Raw genomic sequence first — 21,803 nt, 5'->3', positions numbered from 1 at the left:
CCACACGCCATGCTGGACCTTGGAGTCATCGAACCGACGCTCGGCGAGTTCCGCAGGCTTGCCGCGGACCGGAGAGTCATCCCCGTGCGCGTCAAGCTCCTTGCGGACGCGGAGACGCCGATCAGCCTCTACCGGAAGCTCGCCGACGGGCACCCCGGCACCTTCCTCTTCGAGTCGGCGGCCGTGGGCGGTTCCTGGTCGCGCTATTCGTTCATCGGCGCGAGATCGCGGGCCACGCTCACGAGCCGGGGCGGCGAGGCCTTCTGGATCGGGGAGCCCCCTGTTGGGGTCCCGACCGACGGAAACCCGCTTGAGGCCCTCCGCGACACAGTCGCTGCGCTCCGCACCGAGCGCTTCGACGGGCTCCCGCCCCTCACCTCGGGAATGGTGGGCTTCGTCGGCTGGGAGGCGGTACGCAGGTGGGAGAAGCTGCTCTCGCCCCCTGAGGATGACCTCGAGCTGCCCGAGCTCGCCATGAACCTGGTGACCGATCTGGCGGTCCATGACAACGTTGACGGCACCGTGACTCTCGTGGCGAACGCGATCAACTTCGACAACAGCAGCGAGCGCGTCGACGAGGCCTGGCGCGACGCCGTCGAGCGGCTTTCCGGGATGGTCGAGCGCGTCCTCGAGCCCGCGCAGTCGGCGGTGTCAGTCCTCGGACCGATCGTGGATTACCGCGACAAGGTCGAGGAGGACTGGGAGGAGTCGGGATACCTGTCCGCGATTGCCCGCGGCAAAGAGGCGATCGTCGATGGCGAAGTCTTCCAGGTGGTCATCTCGCGGCGGTTCGAGCTCGACTTCGACGCGCCCCCGCTCGACGTCTACCGAGTGCTTCGGGCGATGAACCCGAGCCCCTACATGTATCTGCTGAGCCTCGCCGACGCCGACGGCCGCGAGTATTCGATCGTCGGCTCCTCGCCGGAGGCCCTGGTGACCGTGAAGGGCGATCAGGTGGTGACCCATCCGATTGCCGGTTCGCGTCCCCGCGGTGCAACTGTCGAAGCCGACCGCGCGCTGGCCGAGGAACTGCTCGCAGACGACAAGGAGCGGGCCGAGCACCTCATGCTCGTCGACCTCGCTCGCAACGACCTGTCGAAGGTCTGCCGCCCGGGCACGGTCGAGGTCAGCGAGTTCATGGAGGTCGAACGCTTCAGTCACATCATGCATCTCGTCTCGACCGTCGACGGCCACCTCAGGCCGGATGCGACCGCCTACGACGTCTTGGCTGCGACGTTCCCTGCCGGAACCCTTTCTGGTGCCCCCAAGCCGCGTGCCCTCCGCCTGCTCGACGAGGTAGAGCCCCACCGGCGGGGCGTGTACGGCGGCGTGGTGGGGTACTTCGACTTCGCCGGGGACATGGACATGGCCATCGCGATCCGGACAGCGCTGCTGCGCGAGGGCCGGGCGTACGTCCAGGCCGGGGGCGGGATCGTGGCGGATTCCGATCCTGTGGCCGAGGCGCTCGACTCCGTCAACAAGGCCGCCGCTCCCTTGCGCGCCGTGCACACCGCGTCGGCGCTGCGGTCCGCGGCGACCCTTCCCGGCGTCGGGAGCGGGATCTGATGACCGCCGAAGCCGGAGGCAGCGAAAGCCTGCCCGCTCAGGAGTCGCCCCGGGTCGAGCCCCGCACGGTTCCTGCATGGGCTCGGAAGTCGACCGTGGTCGGGCTGAGCGTCCTGTTCGCCCTGCTCGCCTTCGGTGCGACGACCCAGACTTGGGTGGACGCCGAGGTACAGGGCGCCGCCGTGAGGACCGCGCATGTCACCGTGCCGGGAAGCAAGGCGGCCACTGCGGTGACTGCCCTCGCGCTTGTTGGCCTCGCGGGCACGCTCGCCGCCGCAGTGGCAGGGAGGATCGGGCGCGCTGTCTCAGGTGCCGTCGTCGTCCTCGCCGGCTTTGGTGTAGCGGCCGCCTGCTTTGCCGTCATCGCAGACCCGCGCGCAGCGGCAGACAGCTCCATCGCCACGGCAACCGGGGTCTCCGGCGGCCCCGCGACCACGACGCTCACCTGGTTCCCTGCCGGTGCCGCCGCCGCTGGGATCATCCTGGCCCTGTGCGGAATCCTCGCCCTCGTCGCCTCCCGCCGGTGGCCCACCAGAACAAAGTACGACGCCGGCCAGGGGACTTCGCGGCGCCCGCACGGGGAGTCGGGGGTAGCGGAGGGCGACGGCGCAGAGTCCGCCTCGACCCCGGCCCGAGTCGACGAGATCGACGGGTGGGACCGCCTCACCAAGGGCGAGGATCCGACCACCTGATCCGGCCAGCCATCCGGAGATGGCAGAATGGCCGGTAGACCCCCTATCGAGGAGAAGAAGGACATGAGCAACGCGAGCGGTTCCCAGGGCAGCACCAAGGTGGTCCTCCACGGCGAGGACCTCGGACACGGGAACAGCCCGGCCGCGTGGACGTGCGTCTTCATCATGCTGATCGGCGCTCTCGTCTCCTGCATCGCCTTCGTCATCGCGAACGCCCCGATCTTCTGGGCGGGTGTCGTGATCGTGGCGATCGGGCTCATTGTCGGCTGGGCCATGCGTCGCGCCGGCTACGGTGTGGGCGGCAGCAAGCTCAAGAACACCCACTGATGGCGACGGTCCTCGATGACATCATCGCGGGCGTCCGGGAAGACCTCGAGACACGTCGGCGAACCCTCTCGCTGAACGAGGTCCGGGAGGCCGCGGCGGCCCGTCAGCCCGCTCTCGACGCCTTTGCTGCCCTCGGCGGAGCCGAGAACCCCCGGACCGAGCTCAAGGTCATCTCCGAGGTCAAGCGCCGCAGCCCGTCGAAAGGCGACTTGGCCGCGATCGGGGACCCTGCGGAGCTTGCTCGGCAGTACGCCGAGGGGGGAGCCGCCGTCATCAGCGTCCTCACCGAGCAGCGGCGGTTCAACGGAAGCCTCGCAGATTTCGACGCCGTCCGCGCCGCTGTCCCGACCCCGCTGCTGCGCAAGGACTTCACGGTTGACGAGTACCAGATCCACGAGGCCCGCGCTCACGGGGCAGACCTGGTGCTGCTCATCGTCGCCGCGCTCGACGACGCCGAGCTCAAGGGCTTCCTCGAGCTGACGCACGACCTCGGCATGAACGCACTTGTGGAGACGCACACCGAGGAGGAAATCGATCGCGGGCTCGCGGCCGGCGCACGCATCCTCGGGATCAACGTGCGGAACCTCAAGACGCTCGACGTCGACCGCGGAGTCTTCGGCCGCCTTGCCAGCCGTATTCCGGCCGGCCCGGTGGTCGTGGCCGAATCCGGCGTCCGGGGCCCCGAGGATGTCGCGGAGTACGCGGGCCTGGGTGCCAATGCCGTACTCGTCGGGGAGGCGCTCGTGACGCACGGTTCCCCCCGGGAACGGATCGAAGAATTCCAGCGCGCGGGAGCCGCGGCAATCGCCGGGCGTCTCGCAGCGCACTGAGCCGGTGAACCCTGCCCGGTCACCCGGGCACCCCCGCCGGCAGACCTCGACAAGGACGGTAAAACTGGTGTCCGAGAATGTGCCAGAAGCAGCCGTGACGGGAGCCAACGCCCCGAGCACGGAAACGAACGAAGCGATCAGCCAGCCGGCCGACGCGTTCCTCGCGGGAAGCCTCCGCCACGCCACGGGGCCGTACTTTGGCTCCTATGGGGGCCGATGGATGCCCGAGTCGCTCATCGCGGCACTCGATGAGCTCGAGGAGACCTTCGAGAAGGCGAAGCAGGACCCTGACTTCCTCGCGGAGATCGCGGACCTCAACCGGAACTACTCCGGCCGCCCCTCGCTCCTCACCGAGGCCAAGCGCTTCTCGCAGCACGCAGGCGGGGTTCGGGTCTTCCTCAAGCGCGAGGACCTCAACCACACCGGGTCCCACAAGATCAACAACGTGCTCGGTCAGGCCTTGCTGGCCAAGCGCATGGGGAAGACCCGCATTATTGCGGAGACCGGGGCGGGCCAGCACGGCGTGGCGAGTGCGACGGCGGCCGCTTTCCTCGGTCTCGAATGCGTGGTGTACATGGGTGCAGAGGACTGCCGGCGGCAGGCCCTCAACGTGGCCCGTATGCAGCTCCTCGGCGCCACGGTAGTCCCGGTGACGAACGGCTCGCAGACCCTCAAGGACGCCATCAACGACGCCCTCCGGGACTGGGTCGCCAACGTGGACACGACGCACTACCTGCTTGGAACCGCGGCGGGCGCCCACCCGTTCCCGGCCCTGGTCCGCTTCTTCCACGAGGTGATCGGGGAGGAGGCGCGCGAGCAGGTCCTGGCCCAGACCGGCCGGCTGCCCGACGCCGTCTGCGCCTGCATCGGCGGCGGTTCAAACGCCATCGGCATCTTCCACGGGTTCCTCGACGATGCCTCAGTACGCCTGTACGGCTTCGAAGCCGGCGGCGAAGGTGTCGAGACGGGAAAGCATGCGGCAACGATCACGCTCGGCCGCCCCGGCGTGCTCCACGGCGCGCGGTCCTATCTCATGCAGGATGATGACGGCCAGACGATCGAGTCGCACTCCATCTCCGCGGGGCTGGACTACCCCGGCGTCGGCCCGGAGCACTCCTACCTCCACGACATCGGCCGCGTCACCTATGAGCCGATCACGGACACGGAAGCCATGGACGCCTTCAGCATCCTGTGCAGGACCGAGGGCATCATCCCGGCCATCGAGTCCTCCCACGCGCTGGCGGGCGCCATCAAGGTCGGGCAGCGGCTCGCGGCCGAGGGCGGCGACCCCGCGGAGCGCGTCATCATCGTGAACCTGTCAGGTCGCGGGGACAAGGACGTCCAGACAGCAGCCGAATGGTTCGGCATGCTGGACGAGAACGGCCAGGTCAAGGGCACCACGCTGTCCACGCGGCGCCCGAAGGGCGTCGTTCAGGAGCGCGGCGGAACGGAGGAGCAGGCATGAGCGCCATCGATCAGGCATCCGTGGGCAGAGCGACGGAGAGCAAGGCGGCGGCCGCCATCGACCGGGCCAAGGCTGAGGGTCGAGCCGCGCTTGTAGGCTACCTTCCGGCTGGGTATCCGAGCGTTGGGGAGAGCATCGAGGCGGCCATCCAGCTGGCGCGGAACGGTGCGGACATCATCGAGATCGGGATCCCGTATTCGGACCCGGTCATGGACGGAAGCGTGATCCAGGCTGCGACCACCGAGGCGCTTGCCAGCGGCTTCCGCGTGGCCAGCGTGTTCGACGTCGTGAAGGCCGTGACCGAAGCGACCGACGCCGCCGTCCTCGTGATGACCTATTGGAACCCCGTTATGCGGATGGGCGTGGATGAATTCGCGCGCCGTCTCGCGGAGGCAGGAGGCGCAGGCCTCATTACGCCCGACTTGATCCCTGACGAGGCGTCGGAGTGGTTCGAGGCCTCGGATAAATACGGACTCGATCGGGTCTTCCTCGTCGCCCCGTCGACCTCCCCTGAACGGATGTCGATGACGGTCGCGGCCACTCGCGGCTTCACATATGCCGTCTCGCTCATGGGGGTCACGGGTGCGAGGGCGGCCGTCGACGAGAGCGCCCAGCGTGTGGTTGCAGAGGCCCGAGCGGCGGGGGCCGAGCGCGTGTGCGTCGGCCTTGGGGTATCCAGCGCCGACCACGTGCGCGAGATCGCGGCCTACGCCGACGGCGTGATCGTCGGGACCGCGATCGTGGGGGCGTTGCGGGACGGCGGCCCCGATGCCGTGGGGCGCCTTGCCGCGGAACTCAGCAGCGGACTCCCGCGGGGAGCGGACGCACCGTGACGAGGGGGTGGCATTCGTGCCGCCCCTTTCTCGTCAGGGTCGACCACCTGTGAATTCGGGGCACCGTAACAGAAGCCGCAGGAAAGGCCATGCCGGTTCAGCATGTGGACGCTTCCGTCTCGAAATGCGACGACCATGGTAATGTTGCCCTCCGAGCCGGACTCGATGATCCGCGTCCCGCATCTCAGGACGCGAGGCATTCAGCGATGTACGACGGCAAGTAGGGCTCAGGCCAGGCTAGCCACGCTCCGGGCCACCGCCCACAAGCGAAGCTCGCACCACAATGGCGTGGACTACCGGCCGCGGGACCCCTTTCCCCAGGCCCACGTAGGCGGGAGTCCGACGCTGTTCGACGGCGCGGGGCCGACCCTACAATTTCCAGTAATCAGCGCCGTGCTGGGTCCCGTCGTGGCCGAGCAACGCGGGGCCAGCGTTGTCCCCTGTCGCGAATCGATCAGGAGGAAGGACGTTTCGTCATGACTCACCCGACACCCGGCACCGCCGTCGACCCTCGGACAGGAGGAGCCGTCTCGCCGTTCGAGCGGTTCTCGGCCCTCCCGCCCTCGGCAGGTCTCTACCGCGCGGACCAGGAGAAGGACGCCTGCGGTCTCGCGATCGTTGCGACCCTCCGTGGCGAAGGCGGGCATGACATCGTCGACGCCGCCCTGCATGCGCTGAGAGCGCTCGAGCACCGCGGTGCCGTCGGCGCCGACGAGGGGACGGGCGACGGCGCGGGCATCCTGCTCCAGATCCCGGATGGGTTCTTCCGCGCGGTCGTGGACTTCGAGCTGCCCGCTCTCGGTCAGTACGCCGTTGGCATTGCGTTCCTCCCCGCCGAGGATCGCGAGGACGCTGCAGCGCGCGCCGGCATTGAGGCGTTGGCCGAGGCCGAAGGGCTCGCCGTCCTGGGCTGGCGCGAAGTGCCCGCCGTGGCCGAGCTCGTCGGATCGATGGCGCGTGCCTGCATGCCGCGCTTCGCCCAGCCCTTCTTCGCTTCCGCAACGGGGGACCAGCTCGAGCGGAACGACCTCGACGCGCGGGTCTGGCGTATTCGCAAGCGCGCCCAGAACAAGCACGGGGTCTACTTCCCGTCGCTGTCCTCGCGGACCATCGTGTACAAGGGCATGCTCACCACGGCGCAGCTCGAGCCGTTCTATCCGGACCTGTCCGACGACCGCCTGACCACGAAGCTCGCGATCGTCCACTCGCGGTTCTCGACCAACACGTTCCCCTCGTGGCCCCTCGCCCAGCCGTTCCGCACCATCGCCCACAACGGCGAGATCAACACGGTCAAGGGCAACCGGAACTGGATGCGGGCCCGCCAGTCGCAGCTCTCGAGCCCGCTGCTGGGTGACGTTCCCGAGGAGCTCTTCCCGATCTGCACGCCCGGTGCCTCTGATTCGGCCTCGTTCGACGAGGTCGCGGAGCTGCTGTGGCTCTCGGGCCGTCCGATCACGCACGCGATCATGATGATGATCCCGGAGGCGTGGGAGAACCACGCAACGATGGATCCTGCCCGCCGGGCCTTCTACGAGTACCACTCCCTGCTCATGGAGCCCTGGGACGGGCCCGCTGCCGTCTCGTTCACCGACGGCGCGCTCGTGGGCGCCACGCTCGACCGCAACGGCCTGCGTCCTTGCCGCTACTGGGTCACCGAGGACGGCCTTGTGGTGTTCGCCTCCGAGGTCGGGGTCGTGGACGTCGAGCCCTCGAAGATCGTCAAGAAGGGCCGCGTCTCGCCCGGGAAGATGTTCGTCGTGGACACGGAGGCCGGTCGCATCATCGACGACTCCGAGGTCAAGGCGGAGATCGCCGGCACGAACCCGTGGCAGGAGTGGGTGGACCAGAACGTCATCCGCCTGGCCGACCTTCCCGAGCGCGAACACGTCATCCACACGCCGCAGTCCGTCAACATGCGCCAGCGCACCTTCGGCTACACGCAGGAGGAACTACGCATCCTGGTCGGCCCGATGGCCCGCACGGGCGCAGAGCCGATCGGTGCCATGGGTTCCGACACGCCCGTTGCCGTGCTGTCGAAGCGCCCGCGGCTCCTGTTCGACTACTTCGTGCAGTCCTTCGCGCAGGTGACGAACCCGCCGCTCGACGCGATCCGCGAGGAGCTCGTGACGAGCCTCAACGGCGCGATCGGCCCCAACGGGAACCTGCTCAGCATGGGCCAGGTCAAGGAGAAACAGGTCATCCTGCCCTTCCCCGTGATCAACAACGACCAGCTGGCGAAGGTCGCGAACATCGAGAATCAGGACGGCGACAGGATCGCCGTCAAGATCCGCGGCCTCTACCGCCCAGAGGGAGGCGAGACGGCCCTCCGTGCCCGCCTGACCGAGATCTGCGAGCAGGTTTCGGGCGCGATCAACCGAGGCGTCCAGTACGTGGTGCTCTCGGATCGCGACTCGAATGCCCAGTGGGCCCCGATCCCGTCGCTGCTGCTCGTCTCCGCCGTCCACCACCACCTGCTCCGCAGCGCAAACCGCACCAAGTGCGCGCTCGTGGTCGAGGCTGGCGACGTGCGCGAAGTGCACCACGTTGCGGTCCTGATCGGCTACGGCGCCTCGGCGGTGAACCCCTACCTGGCCATGGAGTCCGTCGAGGAGCTCATCCGCTCTGGAGACCTGCCCGGCGTCACGCCCGAGGACGGTGTGTACAACCTCATCAAGGGCCTCGGCAAGGGCGTCCTCAAGATCATGTCCAAGATGGGCATCTCGACGGTGGCGTCCTACTGCGGAGCCCAGACCTTCGAGGCGCTCGGCCTCTCCCAGGACCTCGTGGACGAGTTCTTCGCGGGGACCCACAGCCAGCTCGGCGGCGTGGACCTCGACGTTATTGCCGCCGAAGTCGCCGCGCGCCATGAGATGGCGTACCCGCCCTCGGGCATCGAGCAGCCCCACCGGCCGCTCATGAACGGCGGCGAGTACCAGTGGCGCCGCGACGGCGAGCCACACCTGTTCAACCCCGAGACCGTCTTCAGGCTCCAGCACTCCACGCGGGAGCGCCGCTACGACGTGTTCAAGGCGTACACGCAGGGCGTCGACGACCAGTCAAAGAACCTCATGACGCTCCGCGGCCTCCTCGCCTTCCGCGGGGGACTGCGGGCGCCGATCTCCATCGATGAGGTCGAGCCGGTCTCCAGCATCGTCAAGAGGTTCTCGACGGGGGCCATGAGCTACGGCTCGATCTCCAAGGAAGCCCACGAGACGCTGGCCATCGCCATGAACCGCCTCGGCGCGCGCTCGAACACGGGCGAGGGCGGCGAGGACGTGGACCGCCTGCTCGATCCTGAGCGGCGTTCGGCGATCAAGCAGGTTGCGTCGGGACGTTTCGGCGTCACGAGCCTCTACCTCACCAACGCGACCGACATCCAGATCAAGATGGCGCAGGGTGCGAAGCCCGGCGAGGGCGGCCAGCTCATGGCCCAGAAGGTCTACCCGTGGGTGGCGCGCACGCGCCACTCGACCCCCGGCGTGACCCTCATCTCGCCGCCTCCGCACCACGACATCTACTCGATCGAGGACCTCGCGCAGCTGATCTACGACTGCAAGCGGTCCAACCCGAGCGCGCGGGTGCACGTCAAGCTCGTCTCCGAGGTGGGCATCGGCACGGTCGCCGCCGGCGTGACCAAGGCGAAGGCCGACGTCGTCCTCGTGTCCGGGCACGACGGCGGAACCGGCGCCTCGCCGCTCAACTCGCTCAAGCACGCGGGCGTCCCCTGGGAGCTTGGGCTCGCCGAGACGCAGCAGACGCTCATGCTCAACGGGCTCCGCGACCGCGTGGTGGTCCAGGTCGACGGGCAGCTCAAGACCGGGCGCGACGTGGTGATCGCGGCGCTGCTCGGCGCCGAGGAGTACGGTTTCGCGACGGCTCCGCTCGTGGTGTCAGGCTGCATCATGATGCGCGTCTGCCACCTGGACACCTGCCCGGTGGGCGTGGCGACCCAGAATCCCGAGCTCCGTGCGCGCTTCTCGGGCAAGCCCGAATTCGTGGTGAACTTCTTCGAGTTCGTCGCCGAGGAGATCCGGGAGATCCTCGCGCAGCTCGGCTTCCGCTCGCTCGAGGAGGCGATCGGACGCTCCGAGTTCCTCGACACGAAGGACGCGATCGACCACTGGAAGGCCGAGGGGCTGGACCTCTCACCGATCCTGGCGGGCCTGGACTTCGACGAGGACGCGCCGCTCCGGAACCTCACGGGGCAGAACCACGAGCTCGACAAGCACTTCGACGTTCAGCTCATCGAGATGGCGCAGGAGGCGCTCACGGACCGCAGCCCGGTCAAGATCAGCCTTCCCGTGATCAACACCGACCGTTCGGTGGGCACAATGCTCGGGCATGAGGTCACGCGCACCTTCGGAACAGACACGCTCGCGAAGGACACGATCGACGTGACCCTCACGGGGACGGCGGGGCAGTCGCTCGGCGCGTTCCTGCCCGCGGGGATCACCCTCCGGCTCTTTGGAGACTCGAACGACTACGTCGCGAAGGGCCTCTCAGGCGGCCGCGTGATCGTTCGCCCGGATCGTTCGAACGTGTTCGCGGCTGAAGACAACGTGATCGCCGGCAACGTCATCGGCTACGGTGCGACGAGCGGCGAGATCTTCCTCCGGGGAACGGTCGGCGAGCGGTTCCTCGTCCGGAACTCCGGCGCGACAGCCGTTGTCGAGGGCATCGGCGACCATGGTTGCGAGTACATGACCGGCGGTCAGGCGGTAATCCTGGGCCGCACGGGCCGCAACTTCGGCGCGGGAATGTCTGGGGGCACGGCCTTTGTGCTCGACCTGGATCCCACGAGGGTCAACACGCTGGCAGTCGACTCGGGGGAGTTGCTGCTCCTGGAGCTCGATGACGAGGACCGCGACATCGTGCGGAACCTCATCGCGACGCACGTCGAGGAGACGGGCTCGCAGCTCGCAGAGCGCCTGCTCGACAACTTCGACGACACCGCTGCCCGCATGACGAAGGTGCTGCCGCGTGACTATGCGGCAGTGCAGCAAACCCGTCTTGGAGCCCTCGAAGAGGGCCTTGATCCGGACGGGGAGGAAGTTTGGTCTCGCATTCTGGAGGTGACCGGTGGCTGATCCACGCGGATTCCTGAAGGTTCGGCAGCGTGAGACGCAGCCGCGCCGTCCCGTCCCCGTACGCATCATGGACTGGAAGGAAGTGTACGAGGCCCAGGAGAACGGCGTTCTGAAGCGCCAGGCCAGCCGGTGCATGGACTGCGGGATCCCCTTCTGCCACCACGGCTGCCCGCTCGGGAACCTTATCCCGGAGTGGAACGACCTCACGTGGCGCGGCAAGGAGGCGGACGCGAGTGAGCGTCTCCACGCAACGAACAACTTCCCGGAGTTCACGGGGCGCCTGTGCCCCGCTCCCTGCGAGTCCGCCTGCGTCCTCGGCATCAACCAGCCGGCGGTGACCATCAAGCAGATCGAGGTGTCGATCGCGGAACAGGCGTTCGAGGGCGGCTTGGTCGAGCCGCTCCCTCCCGCTCGCCTCACAGGCAAGACAGTCGCCGTCGTTGGCTCAGGCCCGGCAGGGCTTGCAGCTGCGCAGCAGCTCACCCGGGTCGGTCACACCGTCGCGGTGTACGAGCGTGACGACCGGATCGGCGGCCTCCTCCGGTATGGGATCCCCGACTTCAAGATGGAGAAGGAGGTCCTTGACCGCCGCTTGGAGCAGATGAAGGCGGAGGGCACGCGATTCCGGGCCGGCGTCGACGTGGGCCGCGATGTCAGCTGGGACCAGCTCCGCCGGCGGTACGACGCCGTCGTGGTGGCCACTGGCGCAACGAAGCCGCGCGACCTCAAGATCCCCGGCCGCGAGCTCGACGGCGTCCACTTCGCGATGGAGTACCTCGTCCAGGGCAACCGCGTGGTGGCTGGCGAAGAGGTCGAGAATCAGATCGACGCACGAGGCAAGCACGTGGTGATCCTCGGCGGCGGCGACACCGGCGCCGACTGCCTTGGCACGGCTCACCGCCAGCAGGCGGCCTCGGTGACAACGCTCGCCATCGGCAAGCAGCCGCCGTCGGAACGCCCCGGACATCAGCCGTGGCCCATGTTCCCGACGCTGTTCGAGGTCGCGAGCGCCCACGAGGAGGGCGGCGAGCGGACGTACCTTGCCTCCACCGTGGAGTACATCGGCGAGAACGGCAAGGTGACCGGCCTCAAGGTGGCGGAGACGGAATACGTCGACGGCAAGCGGCTCCCCAAGGCGGGCACGGAGCAGGTCATCCCCGCGGACCTCGTCCTGCTCTCGCTCGGCTTCACCGGCGCCGAGGAGTCGGGTCTTCCCGAGCAGATCAACGCGCCGTTCGACGAACGAGGAAACGTCGCGCGCGACGGCGAGTACATGACGGCGACGCCGGGCGTGTTCGTCGCGGGCGACGCCGGGCGAGGCCAGTCGCTCATCGTCTGGGCCATCGCCGAAGGCCGCGCGTGCGCCTCAGAGGTGGACAAGTACCTCATGGGCAGCACGATCCTGCCGGCGCCGGTGGCGCCGACGGACCGCGCGATCGCGGTCCTCTGATCCGCTCTGCAGGGTCCCCGAACAACAGCTCGGGGGCCCTGCGTGCTGTGGGGGGCCGGCCCTCTCGCAGCAGCTTTCCCACAGCACGAAAGTTCATTCCCCGGACATTCCCGTTCCCCACACAACCCCTAGGGTGAGGTATATGAGACGAGCGAAAATCGTTGCCACGTTCGGCCCCGCGATCTCGAGCTACGAGAAGACCCTCGCAGTGATCGAGGCGGGTGTGGACGTGGCCCGGCTGAACATGAGCCATGGAGAATACTCCGTGCACGACGCCACGTATGAGAACGTGCGCAAGGCATCGGCCGAACTCCACAAGGCCGTCGGCATCATGGCCGACCTCCAGGGCCCGAAGATCCGTCTGGGCCGGTTCGAGAACGGGCCCTACGAGCTGGCTCCGGGTGACGTCTTCACCATCACCACCGAGGACGTCCCGGGCACGAAGGAGATCTGCTCCACGACCCTGAAGAGCCTCACGGAGGACGTTGCCGTCGGGGACACCCTCCTCATCGACGACGGCAAGGTCAGCCTGCGCGCCACGGCGGTCGACGACGTGAAGGTCGTCACCGAAGTCGTCATCGGCGGCATGGTCTCGAACAACAAGGGCATCAACCTCCCCGGCGTCGCCGTCAACGTTCCTGCCCTCAGCGGCAAGGACGAGGGCGATCTCCGGTGGGCCCTCAGGCGAGGCGTGGACTTCATCGCCCTCTCGTTCGTCCGCGACGCGAAGGACATCGAGCGTGTCCACGAGATCATGGACGAGGAAGGCCGGCGCGTGCCGGTGATCGCCAAGATCGAGAAGCCGCAGGCCGTTGAGCAGCTGCACGAGATCATCGACGCGTTCGACGCCATCATGGTGGCCCGCGGAGACCTGGGCGTCGAGCTGCCCCTCGAGGAAGTGCCGCTCGTCCAGAAGCGGGCGATCGAGCTCGCGCGACGGTGGGCCAAGCCCGTCATCGTTGCGACGCAGGTGCTCGAGTCGATGATCGAGAATCCTCGCCCTACCCGCGCTGAGGCCTCGGACTGTGCGAATGCCGTGCTCGACGGCGCTGACGCGGTCATGCTCTCGGGCGAGACGAGTGTGGGTGCTTACCCGATCGAGACCGTTCGGACCATGGCGAAGATCATCGAGTCCACCGAGGATCACGGTCTGGAGCGGGTTCCCGCGCTCGGCACCCAGCCGAAGACCCGCGGCGGTGCCATCACCCGTGCCGCTGTCACGATCGCAGACCAGCTCGACGCGCGGTACATCTGCACGTTCACGCAGTCTGGTGACTCCGCCCGACGCCTGAGCCGCCTCCGCCCGCAGAAGCCGATCTTCGCCTTCACGCCGCTGAGCTCGACGCTCAACATCCTGAGCCTCTGCTGGGGCATCCAGCCGCGCATGGTCGAGTTCGCCGAGCACACCGACCAGATGATCGCCCAGGTGGACGAGTACCTTCTCCGTGCGGGCATGGCAGAGCCCAACGACCTTGTCGTCGTTGCCGCCGGTTCCCCTCCCGGTGTGGCCGGTTCCACCAACATGCTCCGGGTCCATAAGGTCGGCGACCTGGCCGACGCAGGCCAGCTGCTCGACGGCGCTACGAAGCCGGTGCGCGAGCAGGTCGGCCCGTGGCCTGAGGTCTAAACCCTCGCTTGGCTGTCGGCAACGACAAGAGGCCCGGTCATCCCACGGGGTGACCGGGCCTCTTGTCGTTGCCGGAACGGTCAGCTGACCTGGCTGATGATCGTCTCCGCGACCTCGCGCATGCTCAGCCGGCGGTCCATGGACGTCTTCTGTATCCACCGGAACGCCTCGGGCTCCGAGAGCCCCATCTTGGTCATGAGCAGGCTCTTGGCGCGCTCGACGAGCTTGCGCGTGGCGAACTGCTCCTGAAGGTCGCTCACCTCCGCCTCGAGAGCACGGATCTCCTCGTGGCGCGAGAGGGCAATCTCGATGGCGGGGACGAGGTCATTGGGCGTGAAGGGCTTGACCACGTAGGCCATGGCGCCGGCGTCCCGCGCACGCTCGACGAGTTCCTTCTGGCTGAAGGCCGTGAGGAGCACGACGGGCGCGATCCTGGCCTTCACGATCTTCTCGGCCGCGGTGATGCCGTCCATGACCGGCATCTTGACGTCCATGAGCACCAGATCGGGCTGAAGATCCTCCGCGAGCTGCACGGCCTTCTCGCCGTTGTCGGCCTCGCCGACGACGTCGAAGCCCTCGCCGCGCAGGATCTCGATGATGTCGAGGCGGATGAGGGTCTCGTCCTCGGCGACCACCACGCGGCGGGCGGCAGAGCCGGCCTCGGCAGGCGTCGAACTCTTGGGCGTGGGCTTGGCGTTGTTCTCCGACGTCTTCTCGGACACTCGGGCTCCTTGCTGCAGAATGAGTTGGCTCCGGAGACGATCCTACCGGCGCGCAGGGCCCAGCGCTTGCGTGACCCGATGGGTTCTGCCGGCGGCTCCGGCGCGGGCGGCGGTAGGCCGGACAGGCACCCGGCCTGTAGAGTGGTGCAGCGGCACGGCCATCGGTCGGGCCGGGTGGGCCCGAGTGGCGGAATCGGCAGACGCGCCGCACTCAAAATGCGGTATCGAAAGGTGTGAGGGTTCGAGTCCCTCCTCGGGCACCGGTATAGGATGAATTCTCGGCGCAGGTGAACCCGCAGCATCCGGAAGATGAACTCCGGGTGTCGACGTTCGAAGGCGGGACCGCGGAGCGCCCACAGCAACCCCGACTTTCGATGGGATTCCGGGTGGATATCACCGCCATAATCGCGCTCGTCATCGCACTGGCGCTCTTCTTCGACTTCACGAACGGCTTCCACGACACGGCCAATGCCATGGCGACGCCGATTGCGACGGGGGCCATCAAGCCACGCCGGGCAGTGGCCCTCGCAGCGGTGCTCAATCTGGTGGGTGCGTTCCTCTCGACCGAGGTGGCCAAGACGATCTCGGGCGGCATCATCCGTGAGGGAGCCCCGGGCGTCCACATCACCCCGGAGATCATTTTCGCCGGCCTCATCGGAGCCATCGTCTGGAACATGTTCACGTGGCTCCGGGGCCTCCCATCGAGTTCGTCGCATGCGCTGTTCGGGGGTCTCATCGGCGCCGCGATCGTGGGCATCGGGGTCTCCTCCGTGAACTTCCCGAGCATCGTGTCGAAGGTCATCATCCCGGCCGTCGCAGCCCCTGTCATCGCAGGCATCTCGGCGTGGGTCTGCACGCGCATCGCGTACGGGGTGACCGCTCGCCGCGATCCCGAGTCCGGTCAGAAGCTCCACCAGGGCCGCGCTGGGTTCCGGATCGGGCAGATCTTCACCTCGAGCCTCGTTGCGCTCTCGCACGGCACGAATGACGCGCAGAAGACCATGGGTGTGATCACCCTCGTGCTGATCGCCTCGGGCCTGCAGCCCGCCGGCAGCTCGCCCCAGTGGTGGGTCATCCTCGCCTGCGCGGCCGCCATCGGGCTTGGCACCTACGCCGGCGGGTGGAGGATCATCCGCACGGTGGGCACCGGACTCACCGAAGTCCGGCCTGCGCAGGGCTTCTCGTCGGAGTCAAGCACTGCGGCCGCCATCCTTGCCTCGTCGCACCTAGGCTTCGCCCTCTCGACCACGCAGGTCACCAGCGGTTCTGTCATCGGGTCGGGCCTCGGCCGGCGGGGAACCTCGATCCGCTGGGGCACGGCCGGCCGGATTGCGCTCGGGTGGGTCCTCACGCTGCCGGCAGCCGCCATCGTCGGGGCTGTCGCGGCCCTCATCACCGGAGCCGGGCCGGTCGGCGTGATCATCGTGGCCATCGTGGGCGCGGCCGCCATCGTCTGGATGTTCGTCGTCAGCCGGCGCCAGCGCGTCGGGCACAGCAACGTCGTCGAGGTCCAGGAGGCAGGCGAAGCCGTGCACTTCCCGCCCCGCAAGCGATCGCGCAAGGCCAACCGAAACCCGAACGGAGACGTGCAGTGATCGACTGGGCAGCCTTCCTCGTGGTCGCCCTGGCGACCGTCATCGGCGCCGGATGCATCGTGCTCTTCTTCGCCCTCGGCGTCCGTCTGGGTGCGGAGAGCGAAGATCCTCGGCGGGGCGCTCGCGGCGCTCTGGCTCTCGCAAGCCGCGTCTGCTACGCGCTGTCCGGTGCAGCGGTCCTGTTCGGCGTCTACCTGATCGTGCCGTACTTCCACCATTGAACCCCGCGTTCCACCCCATTGACACTGAGGTTCGGTCTACCCTGAGCCCATGTCGGAGTTCGTGTACTACGTAGGCGCCAGTCTCGACGGCTACATCGCGCAGGACGGCGGGGGACTGGGCTGGCTCGAGAAGTTCGACGGCGTCGAAGGGCTCGGGGATTCGTACCGCACCTTCGAAGAGCGCGTGGGCTGCGTGGTCATGGGCGGTGAGACGTACGAGTGGATCCGCGAGCATCACCCGGGAGAGTGGTCCTACTCGGTTCCCTGCTGGGTGTTCAGCCGGCACGAGCACTCGCCAGAGAACGGCGCCGACGTCGTGGTGGTGCGAGGCGACGTCAGCGAATTCGCCGGGGAACTGCGGCGCGATGCGGGGGAGAAGGACGTCTACATTGTGGGCGGCGGTGACCTCGCGGGGCAGTTCCTGGCCGCCGGGCTCCTCGACCGCGTGATCGTCACGCTCGTTCCCGTGGCCCTCGGCGGCGGAGTAGCCCTCTTCGGCGGCCGGGCGTTGAGCATCCCGCGCGACTTCCGCCTCGAAGGTGTCACCCAGCGCGAAGGCACGGTCGAACTCGATTATCGGGTCGCCTGAGGAACGCCGGTCTCCTGAACCAGTTTCTGACCGGCCGTCTCGTACTACAGATCCCGCAGCAGGTTCGTGATCCGGGCGGTGCACACGCGCCGTCCGTCCGAGTCGCTGATGACGATCTCGTGGGAGGTCACATTCCGGCCGAGCTGCAAGGCCGTGCAGACGCCGCGGACCAATCCCGAGGTCGCAGGCCGGTGATGCGTTGCGTTGAGGTCCACGCCCATCGCGATGCGGCCCTCCCCGGCATGGAGCGTCGCCGCAAACGATCCGAGAGTCTCCGCGAGGGCTGCGCTCGCCCCGCCATGCAGGACCCCGGCGACCTGGGTGTTGCCCACGACGGGCATCGTCGCCACCGAGCGCTCCGCGGTGAGCTCCTCGAAGACGATGCCGAGCTTGACGACGAGGGCGCCTACGCCCCAGTCCGAAAGCCACCCGCGGAGGTGCTCAGGAACGTTGGCGTCGGCGAGTTCCCGCGCGTAGTCGCGCCGAGTGTCTTTCCCGTCCATGCCCACTAGGCTGGCACCCGTGAGCCAAACCAGCAAAGCCGAGTCCGCCGTCGTCCTCGACTCTTCGGGAGGCCAACGCCTCCTCGTGCTCGACGGGCATTCGATGGCGTTCCGGGCGTTCTTTGCCCTCCCAGCCGAGAGTTTCCGCAACGCCGAGGGGCAGTACACCAATGCCGTCCACGGCTTCACGTCGATGCTCATCAACCTCGTGCGGGATCAGAAGCCCACCCATGTCGCCGTTGCCTTCGACGTCAGCGATGAGACAACCCACCGGCGCGCCGAGTACAGCGAGTACAAGGCGGGACGGAACGAGACCCCCAACGAGTTCCGCGGTCAGATCGACCTCATCAAGCAGGTCATGGAGACCCTCGGCATCCGGACAATCGAACTGCCCGGCCACGAGGCCGATGACATCCTCGCGACACTCGCGACTCAGGGCGCTGCGGCGGGGATGGAAGTTCTCCTGGTGTCCGGCGACCGCGACACCTTCCAGCTGGTCAATGATCGCGTGGCGGTCCTGTATCCGCGCAAAGGCGTGAGCGACATCCCTCGCATGGACGCCGCGGCGATCGAGGAGAAGTATCTCGTCCCGCCGGCCCTGTACCCCGATCTCGCCGCACTCGTCGGGGAATCGGCGGACAACCTGCCGGGCGTCCCCGGCGTGGGCCCCAAGACAGCGGCGAAATGGATCCTGCAGTACGACGGCCTCGAGGGCGTCCTCGCCCACGCGGGCGAGATCAAGGGCAAGGCGGGGGAGAGCCTGCGGGACAACCTCGAGTCGGTCGCGCGCAATCGGCGGCTGAACAGGCTCCTCACCGACCTCGACCTCCCCGTGACCCTTGACGAGCTCGCGGATCCGCAGCCGGAGCCCGCGGCGATCGAGGCGCTCTTCGACGAACTCGAGTTCAAGACGCTGCGGACGCGCGTCTATGAGATCTTCCAGACGGCGCCCGAGGCCTCCAGCGCCGAGGTCTTCGAGGTCCCCGAGCACGTCACGCCGAGCCCCGACGAGCTCGCTGCCGCGCTGGCTCGCCTCGGTGAGGCGGCCGACGGCGTTCCCCTCGCCGTCGCGGTCCGCGCGGAGTCGGCGGGGGAGCGGCAGGAGGCGGTCGCCGTCGCCCTCGTGGCGCACCATCAGGCCCTCTTCATCCCGCTCGACGGCGTGTTCCCCGAGGACCTCGCCGCATGGCTCGCCAACGGGGACGTGCCCAAGGCCCTGCACGAGTACAAGGAATCCGCGAAGGCTCTGCGTGCCTTGGGCGTCGAGCTCGAGGGGGTCGTGGACGACGTTTCCATCTCCGGCTACCTCATCGAGCCGGATCGCCGCAGCTACGCGCTCTCCCACCTCGCGCAGCACCACCTCGACGTCCAGCTTGGCCCCGCCCCGGTGGCTGGCCAGCTCGCGCTCTCCCTTGAGGACGACGACGAGGCGGCCCGAGCGCTCGTGCGGGAGGCCGCCGTCGTGCGCGCCCTGAGCGCGGATTTCGCTCCTCGTCTCGAGGAGGTCGGCGCGGCGGGACTGCTTCGCGACATGGAGCTCCCGCTTGCGCGCATCCTGCTCGATATGGAATGGGCAGGCATCGCGGTGTCGACCCCAGAGATCGACGCGCTCATGGACGACCTGGGGCGGGCGAGCGACGAGGCCGCGGCCAAGGCCTACGCGGCGATTGGGCACGAGGTGAACCTCGGCTCGCCCAAGCAGCTGCAGACCGTGCTGTTCGAGGAGCTCGGGCTCCCGAAGACAAAGAAGATCAAGACCGGCTACACCACCGACGCGGCCTCCCTCAAGGACCTCCTCGACAAGACGGGCCACCCGTTCCTCGAGCAGCTTATGGCCCACCGCGAGTCGAGCAAGCTGCGGCAGATGGTGGAGACGCTCAAGAAGTCCGTCACCTCCGACTCGCGCATCCACACGACGTACGCACAGAACATCGCGGCGACCGGACGCCTCTCGTCGAACAACCCGAACCTCCAGAACATCCCCATTCGCTCGGAGGAGGGGCGCCGGGTCCGCGATGTGTTCGTGGTGGGGGAGGGCTACGAGTCGCTTCTGTCCGCTGACTACTCCCAGATCGAGATGCGCATCATGGCGCACCTCTCCCACGACGCCGGGCTCATCCAGGCGTACCGCGAAGGCGAGGATCTGCACCGCTTCGTGGGCTCCCGGATCTTCCACGTCCCGCCGGCGGAGGTGACCTCGGAGATGCGGTCCAAGGTCAAGGCGATGTCCTACGGCCTCGCCTACGGACTGACGTCCTTCGGCCTCTCGAAGCAGCTCGAGATCTCGGTCGACGAGGCCCGCACGCTCAGGAAGGATTACGTCGACCGCTTCGGCGGAGTGCGGGACTACCTGCGCGGCGTCGTCGAGCAGGCACGCAAGGACGGATACACCTCAACGATCTTCGGTCGGCGCCGGTACCTTCCCGATCTCAACAGCACCGACCGCGCCCGCCGCGAGCTCGCCGAGCGGGTCGCCCTCAACTCGCCCATCCAGGGCTCGGCGGCGGACATCATCAAGCTGGCCATGCTCGGGGTGGAGCACGAGCTCGAGGCGCGCGGGCTCCGCTCGCGTCTCCTGCTGCAGATCCACGATGAACTGGTCGTCGAGGTAGCCCCGGGCGAGGAAGAGGCGGCGCGCGCCGTGGTCATCGAGCAGATGGGATCCGCGGCGGAGCTCTCCGTGCCGCTCGATGTGCAGGTGGGCGTCGGGAGGACGTGGAACGAGGCGGGGCACTGATGGACCGCTCTGGCGAGTACGAGCTCCGGAGGTTCGAGCCCGCCTTGCGAGGCGAAGCAGGCTATGAGCGGACTCGGGACTGGATCAGGGCCGTGGGAGCCGGGTTCTATGACAAGCGGCGCTCCGAGGACGCGGTGGCCAAGACGGCCGCTTCCTTCGTGGTGGACGGTCGTGAGCTCACGGGCGCCTACCAGCTGGGCCCCGTCCCCGTTGGAGCGCCGGGCGGCGAAGTGCCCGTGGCGACGTTCGCAACGTTCCGCAAGACCCTCAATGCAGGCTACGGGATCCTCGTGCCTGCGCACCTGGTGACGGCGGTGACAGTCCGCACGAGCCATCGCCGTCGCGGACTCCTCCGAAGGCTCATGACGGACGACCTCGCGCGGGCGAAGGCCGACGGCGTTCCCGTCGCTGCGCTCACCGCATCCGAGGCGTCCATCTATCGTCGGTTCGGCTTCGGCGTGGCGACGGCCGAGCGCCGCATCACCGTCACCACCGGTCCGCGGTTCCGGCTCGCGGCCGCCGACGGAAACGTCGAGGTGGCGGATCCGTCGGCGCTCCTCGAGCTAGCCCCGGCCGTCTTCGAGCGGGCGCACCGGGCAACCCCGGGATCGATCGACCGGCAGGAGCGCTACCGGCTCGCCGCTGCAGGGCAGTGGGACCGGGAAACCGCGGGCGACGACGCCACCCTCCGCGCTGCTCTGCACTACGGGTCCGACGGGGAGCCTGACGGGTACGTCACCTATGCGTTCCTTGGGTGGGAGCACGAGCCACACGCGATGGAGATCCGGGATCTCGTGGCCGCGACGCCGGAGGCATACCTCGCGCTCTGGGACTTCCTCGGGTCGCTCGACCTCGTCCGGCGAGTCGTCTGGCACGAGGCGCCGGCCGACGACCCACTTGCGTGGGCCCTCGAAGACGGCAGAGCCCTTCGGGCCGAGGCCGCCCAGGACATGCTCTGGCTGAGGGTCCTCGACGTGCGCGCCGCTCTGGAGGCGCGTCGGTATGGAGCCGATGGCACTCTCGTCCTGGAGGTCATGGACGGCCTGGGCCTCGCCGGCGGCCGGTTCCGCTTCAAGGTGGCCGAGGGCGTGGCGGGCGTCTCGAGGGCCGACGGCGAGCGGCCGGACCTTCTCCTCGACGTGGCGGAGCTGGGGTCGCTGTACGTAGGAGGAGTTCGGGCCACGACCCTCAGGGAGGCTGGACGCCTGACGGAGATCAGTCCGGGCGCTGCGCTGGCCGCGGAGAGGATGTTCGCCGTCGAGCGCCCTGCACACTGCCTGACCCATTTCTGACCTGCTGATGGGCTGCGGCTCACTTTGACCCGCCTTGTCGCGCCAGACTAAACTGGACGGGCGCGTAGTGCGCAGCTGTTCCAATCCAATTATCAGGATGTCTGGCCCATGCCCTGTGGCGTGGATTTGGCTGCCTGACCGACTAACGATCCAACATCGGAGCCCCTACTACATGACCATCACCTCCACCGAGAAGTCCGGCACCCCGCAGGTCGCGATCAACGACATTGGCTCTGCCGATGACTTCCTCGCCGCCGTCGATGCCAC

General features: G+C 68.1%; 16 protein-coding genes and 1 tRNA gene. 15 read left to right on the top strand and 2 right to left on the bottom strand.

All coding sequences use genetic code 11. From position 1 onward, the window contains the following. The first annotated feature begins 9 nt into the window (after nucleotides 1–9). The 9 genes from ACTHL9_RS17010 (at nucleotide 10) to pyk (ending at nucleotide 13,877) form a co-directional block, all read left to right on the top strand. Nucleotides 10–1,566 carry an anthranilate synthase component I gene (locus tag ACTHL9_RS17010; RefSeq protein WP_440520460.1) on the top strand — a complete coding sequence of 519 codons (1,557 nt, stop codon included), beginning with the start codon at nucleotides 10–12 and terminating at the stop codon, nucleotides 1,564–1,566. Next, on the top strand, nucleotides 1,566–2,258 hold the full coding sequence (locus tag ACTHL9_RS17005; protein WP_440520459.1) for a Trp biosynthesis-associated membrane protein: 693 nt from the start codon (nucleotides 1,566–1,568) through the stop codon (nucleotides 2,256–2,258). Before ACTHL9_RS17010 ends, ACTHL9_RS17005 begins: the two co-directional genes overlap by 1 nt. Nucleotides 2,259–2,321: 63 nt before the next feature. Then, nucleotides 2,322–2,585, top strand: a complete 264-nt coding sequence (locus tag ACTHL9_RS17000) for an HGxxPAAW family protein (RefSeq protein ID WP_440520458.1) — start codon at nucleotides 2,322–2,324, stop codon at nucleotides 2,583–2,585. After that, complete coding sequence (trpC, locus tag ACTHL9_RS16995) at nucleotides 2,585–3,415, top strand: indole-3-glycerol phosphate synthase TrpC (RefSeq protein WP_440520457.1); 831 nt, start codon at nucleotides 2,585–2,587, stop codon at nucleotides 3,413–3,415. The genes ACTHL9_RS17000 and trpC overlap by 1 nt, the downstream gene beginning before the upstream one ends. A gap of 94 nt (nucleotides 3,416–3,509) precedes the next feature. Beyond that, nucleotides 3,510–4,880, top strand: coding sequence for a tryptophan synthase subunit beta (trpB, locus tag ACTHL9_RS16990; RefSeq protein ID WP_440520456.1), 1,371 nt, complete (start codon nucleotides 3,510–3,512; stop codon nucleotides 4,878–4,880). Then, nucleotides 4,877–5,713 (top strand): tryptophan synthase subunit alpha, encoded by an 837-nt coding sequence (gene trpA, locus ACTHL9_RS16985; protein ID WP_440520455.1) that lies wholly within the window; start codon nucleotides 4,877–4,879, stop codon nucleotides 5,711–5,713. The genes trpB and trpA overlap by 4 nt, the downstream gene beginning before the upstream one ends. Before the next feature lie 476 nt (nucleotides 5,714–6,189). Further along, nucleotides 6,190–10,800: a glutamate synthase large subunit gene (gltB, locus tag ACTHL9_RS16980; RefSeq protein WP_440520454.1), complete on the top strand. Its 4,611-nt coding sequence runs from the start codon at nucleotides 6,190–6,192 to the stop codon at nucleotides 10,798–10,800. Continuing rightward, a complete protein-coding gene (locus ACTHL9_RS16975; protein ID WP_440520453.1) occupies nucleotides 10,793–12,250 on the top strand; it encodes a glutamate synthase subunit beta in 1,458 nt (485 codons plus the stop codon). Before gltB ends, ACTHL9_RS16975 begins: the two co-directional genes overlap by 8 nt. 142 nt (nucleotides 12,251–12,392) lie before the next feature. Continuing rightward, nucleotides 12,393–13,877 carry a pyruvate kinase gene (gene pyk / locus ACTHL9_RS16970; protein ID WP_440520452.1) on the top strand — a complete coding sequence of 495 codons (1,485 nt, stop codon included), beginning with the start codon at nucleotides 12,393–12,395 and terminating at the stop codon, nucleotides 13,875–13,877. 80 nt (nucleotides 13,878–13,957) lie between these two features. On the opposite strand, the gene ACTHL9_RS16965 is transcribed toward pyk, so the two are convergent. Continuing rightward, nucleotides 13,958–14,515 (bottom strand): ANTAR domain-containing response regulator, encoded by a 558-nt coding sequence (locus ACTHL9_RS16965; RefSeq protein WP_440520473.1) that lies wholly within the window; start codon nucleotides 14,513–14,515, stop codon nucleotides 13,958–13,960. Between the two features lie 262 nt (nucleotides 14,516–14,777). On the opposite strand from ACTHL9_RS16965, the gene ACTHL9_RS16960 reads away from it, so the two are divergent. The 4 genes from ACTHL9_RS16960 to ACTHL9_RS16945 all read left to right on the top strand — a co-directional run bounded on the left by ACTHL9_RS16960 (nucleotide 14,778) and on the right by ACTHL9_RS16945 (nucleotide 17,004). Next, nucleotides 14,778–14,859, top strand: a tRNA-Leu gene (locus ACTHL9_RS16960). Nucleotides 14,860–14,985: 126 nt separating this feature from the next. Next, nucleotides 14,986–16,194, top strand: coding sequence for an anion permease (locus ACTHL9_RS16955; RefSeq protein WP_440520451.1), 1,209 nt, complete (start codon nucleotides 14,986–14,988; stop codon nucleotides 16,192–16,194). Next, nucleotides 16,191–16,415, top strand: a complete 225-nt coding sequence (locus tag ACTHL9_RS16950) for a hypothetical protein (protein ID WP_440520450.1) — start codon at nucleotides 16,191–16,193, stop codon at nucleotides 16,413–16,415. Before ACTHL9_RS16955 ends, ACTHL9_RS16950 begins: the two co-directional genes overlap by 4 nt. 49 nt (nucleotides 16,416–16,464) lie before the next feature. Continuing rightward, nucleotides 16,465–17,004 (top strand): dihydrofolate reductase family protein, encoded by a 540-nt coding sequence (locus ACTHL9_RS16945; protein ID WP_440520449.1) that lies wholly within the window; start codon nucleotides 16,465–16,467, stop codon nucleotides 17,002–17,004. 44 nt (nucleotides 17,005–17,048) lie between these two features. On the opposite strand, the gene ACTHL9_RS16940 is transcribed toward ACTHL9_RS16945, so the two are convergent. Further along, on the bottom strand, nucleotides 17,049–17,507 hold the full coding sequence (locus tag ACTHL9_RS16940; protein WP_440520448.1) for a hotdog fold thioesterase: 459 nt from the start codon (nucleotides 17,505–17,507) through the stop codon (nucleotides 17,049–17,051). 103 nt (nucleotides 17,508–17,610) lie between these two features. Between ACTHL9_RS16940 and polA the strand changes: the two genes are divergently transcribed. Together polA and ACTHL9_RS16930 are read left to right on the top strand one after the other, a co-directional pair. After that, nucleotides 17,611–20,244 carry a DNA polymerase I gene (polA, locus tag ACTHL9_RS16935; protein WP_440520472.1) on the top strand — a complete coding sequence of 878 codons (2,634 nt, stop codon included), beginning with the start codon at nucleotides 17,611–17,613 and terminating at the stop codon, nucleotides 20,242–20,244. Further along, on the top strand, nucleotides 20,244–21,536 hold the full coding sequence (locus tag ACTHL9_RS16930) for a GNAT family N-acetyltransferase (protein ID WP_440520447.1): 1,293 nt from the start codon (nucleotides 20,244–20,246) through the stop codon (nucleotides 21,534–21,536). The genes polA and ACTHL9_RS16930 overlap by 1 nt, the downstream gene beginning before the upstream one ends. Nucleotides 21,537–21,803 lie beyond the last annotated feature (267 nt).

It is taken from the genome of Sinomonas sp. (assembly GCF_051955515.1).
Taxonomy (GTDB): domain Bacteria; phylum Actinomycetota; class Actinomycetes; order Actinomycetales; family Micrococcaceae; genus Sinomonas.
The sequence above is the reverse complement of the archived record's forward strand: the minus strand, read 5'-3'. Positions and strand labels throughout refer to the sequence as shown.

Coding starts and splice junctions, on each gene's coding strand:
- ACTHL9_RS17010 (WP_440520460.1), top strand. CDS start 10: ATGCTGGACCTTGGAGTCATCGAACCGACGCTCGGCGAGTTCCGCAGG.
- ACTHL9_RS17005 (WP_440520459.1), top strand. CDS start 1,566: ATGACCGCCGAAGCCGGAGGCAGCGAAAGCCTGCCCGCTCAGGAGTCG.
- ACTHL9_RS17000 (WP_440520458.1), top strand. CDS start 2,322: ATGAGCAACGCGAGCGGTTCCCAGGGCAGCACCAAGGTGGTCCTCCAC.
- trpC (WP_440520457.1), top strand. CDS start 2,585: ATGGCGACGGTCCTCGATGACATCATCGCGGGCGTCCGGGAAGACCTC.
- trpA (WP_440520455.1), top strand. CDS start 4,877: ATGAGCGCCATCGATCAGGCATCCGTGGGCAGAGCGACGGAGAGCAAG.
- gltB (WP_440520454.1), top strand. CDS start 6,190: ATGACTCACCCGACACCCGGCACCGCCGTCGACCCTCGGACAGGAGGA.
- pyk (WP_440520452.1), top strand. CDS start 12,393: ATGAGACGAGCGAAAATCGTTGCCACGTTCGGCCCCGCGATCTCGAGC.
- ACTHL9_RS16945 (WP_440520449.1), top strand. CDS start 16,465: ATGTCGGAGTTCGTGTACTACGTAGGCGCCAGTCTCGACGGCTACATC.
- ACTHL9_RS16940 (WP_440520448.1), bottom strand. CDS start 17,507: ATGGACGGGAAAGACACTCGGCGCGACTACGCGCGGGAACTCGCCGAC.
- polA (WP_440520472.1), top strand. CDS start 17,611: ATGGCGTTCCGGGCGTTCTTTGCCCTCCCAGCCGAGAGTTTCCGCAAC.
- ACTHL9_RS16930 (WP_440520447.1), top strand. CDS start 20,244: ATGGACCGCTCTGGCGAGTACGAGCTCCGGAGGTTCGAGCCCGCCTTG.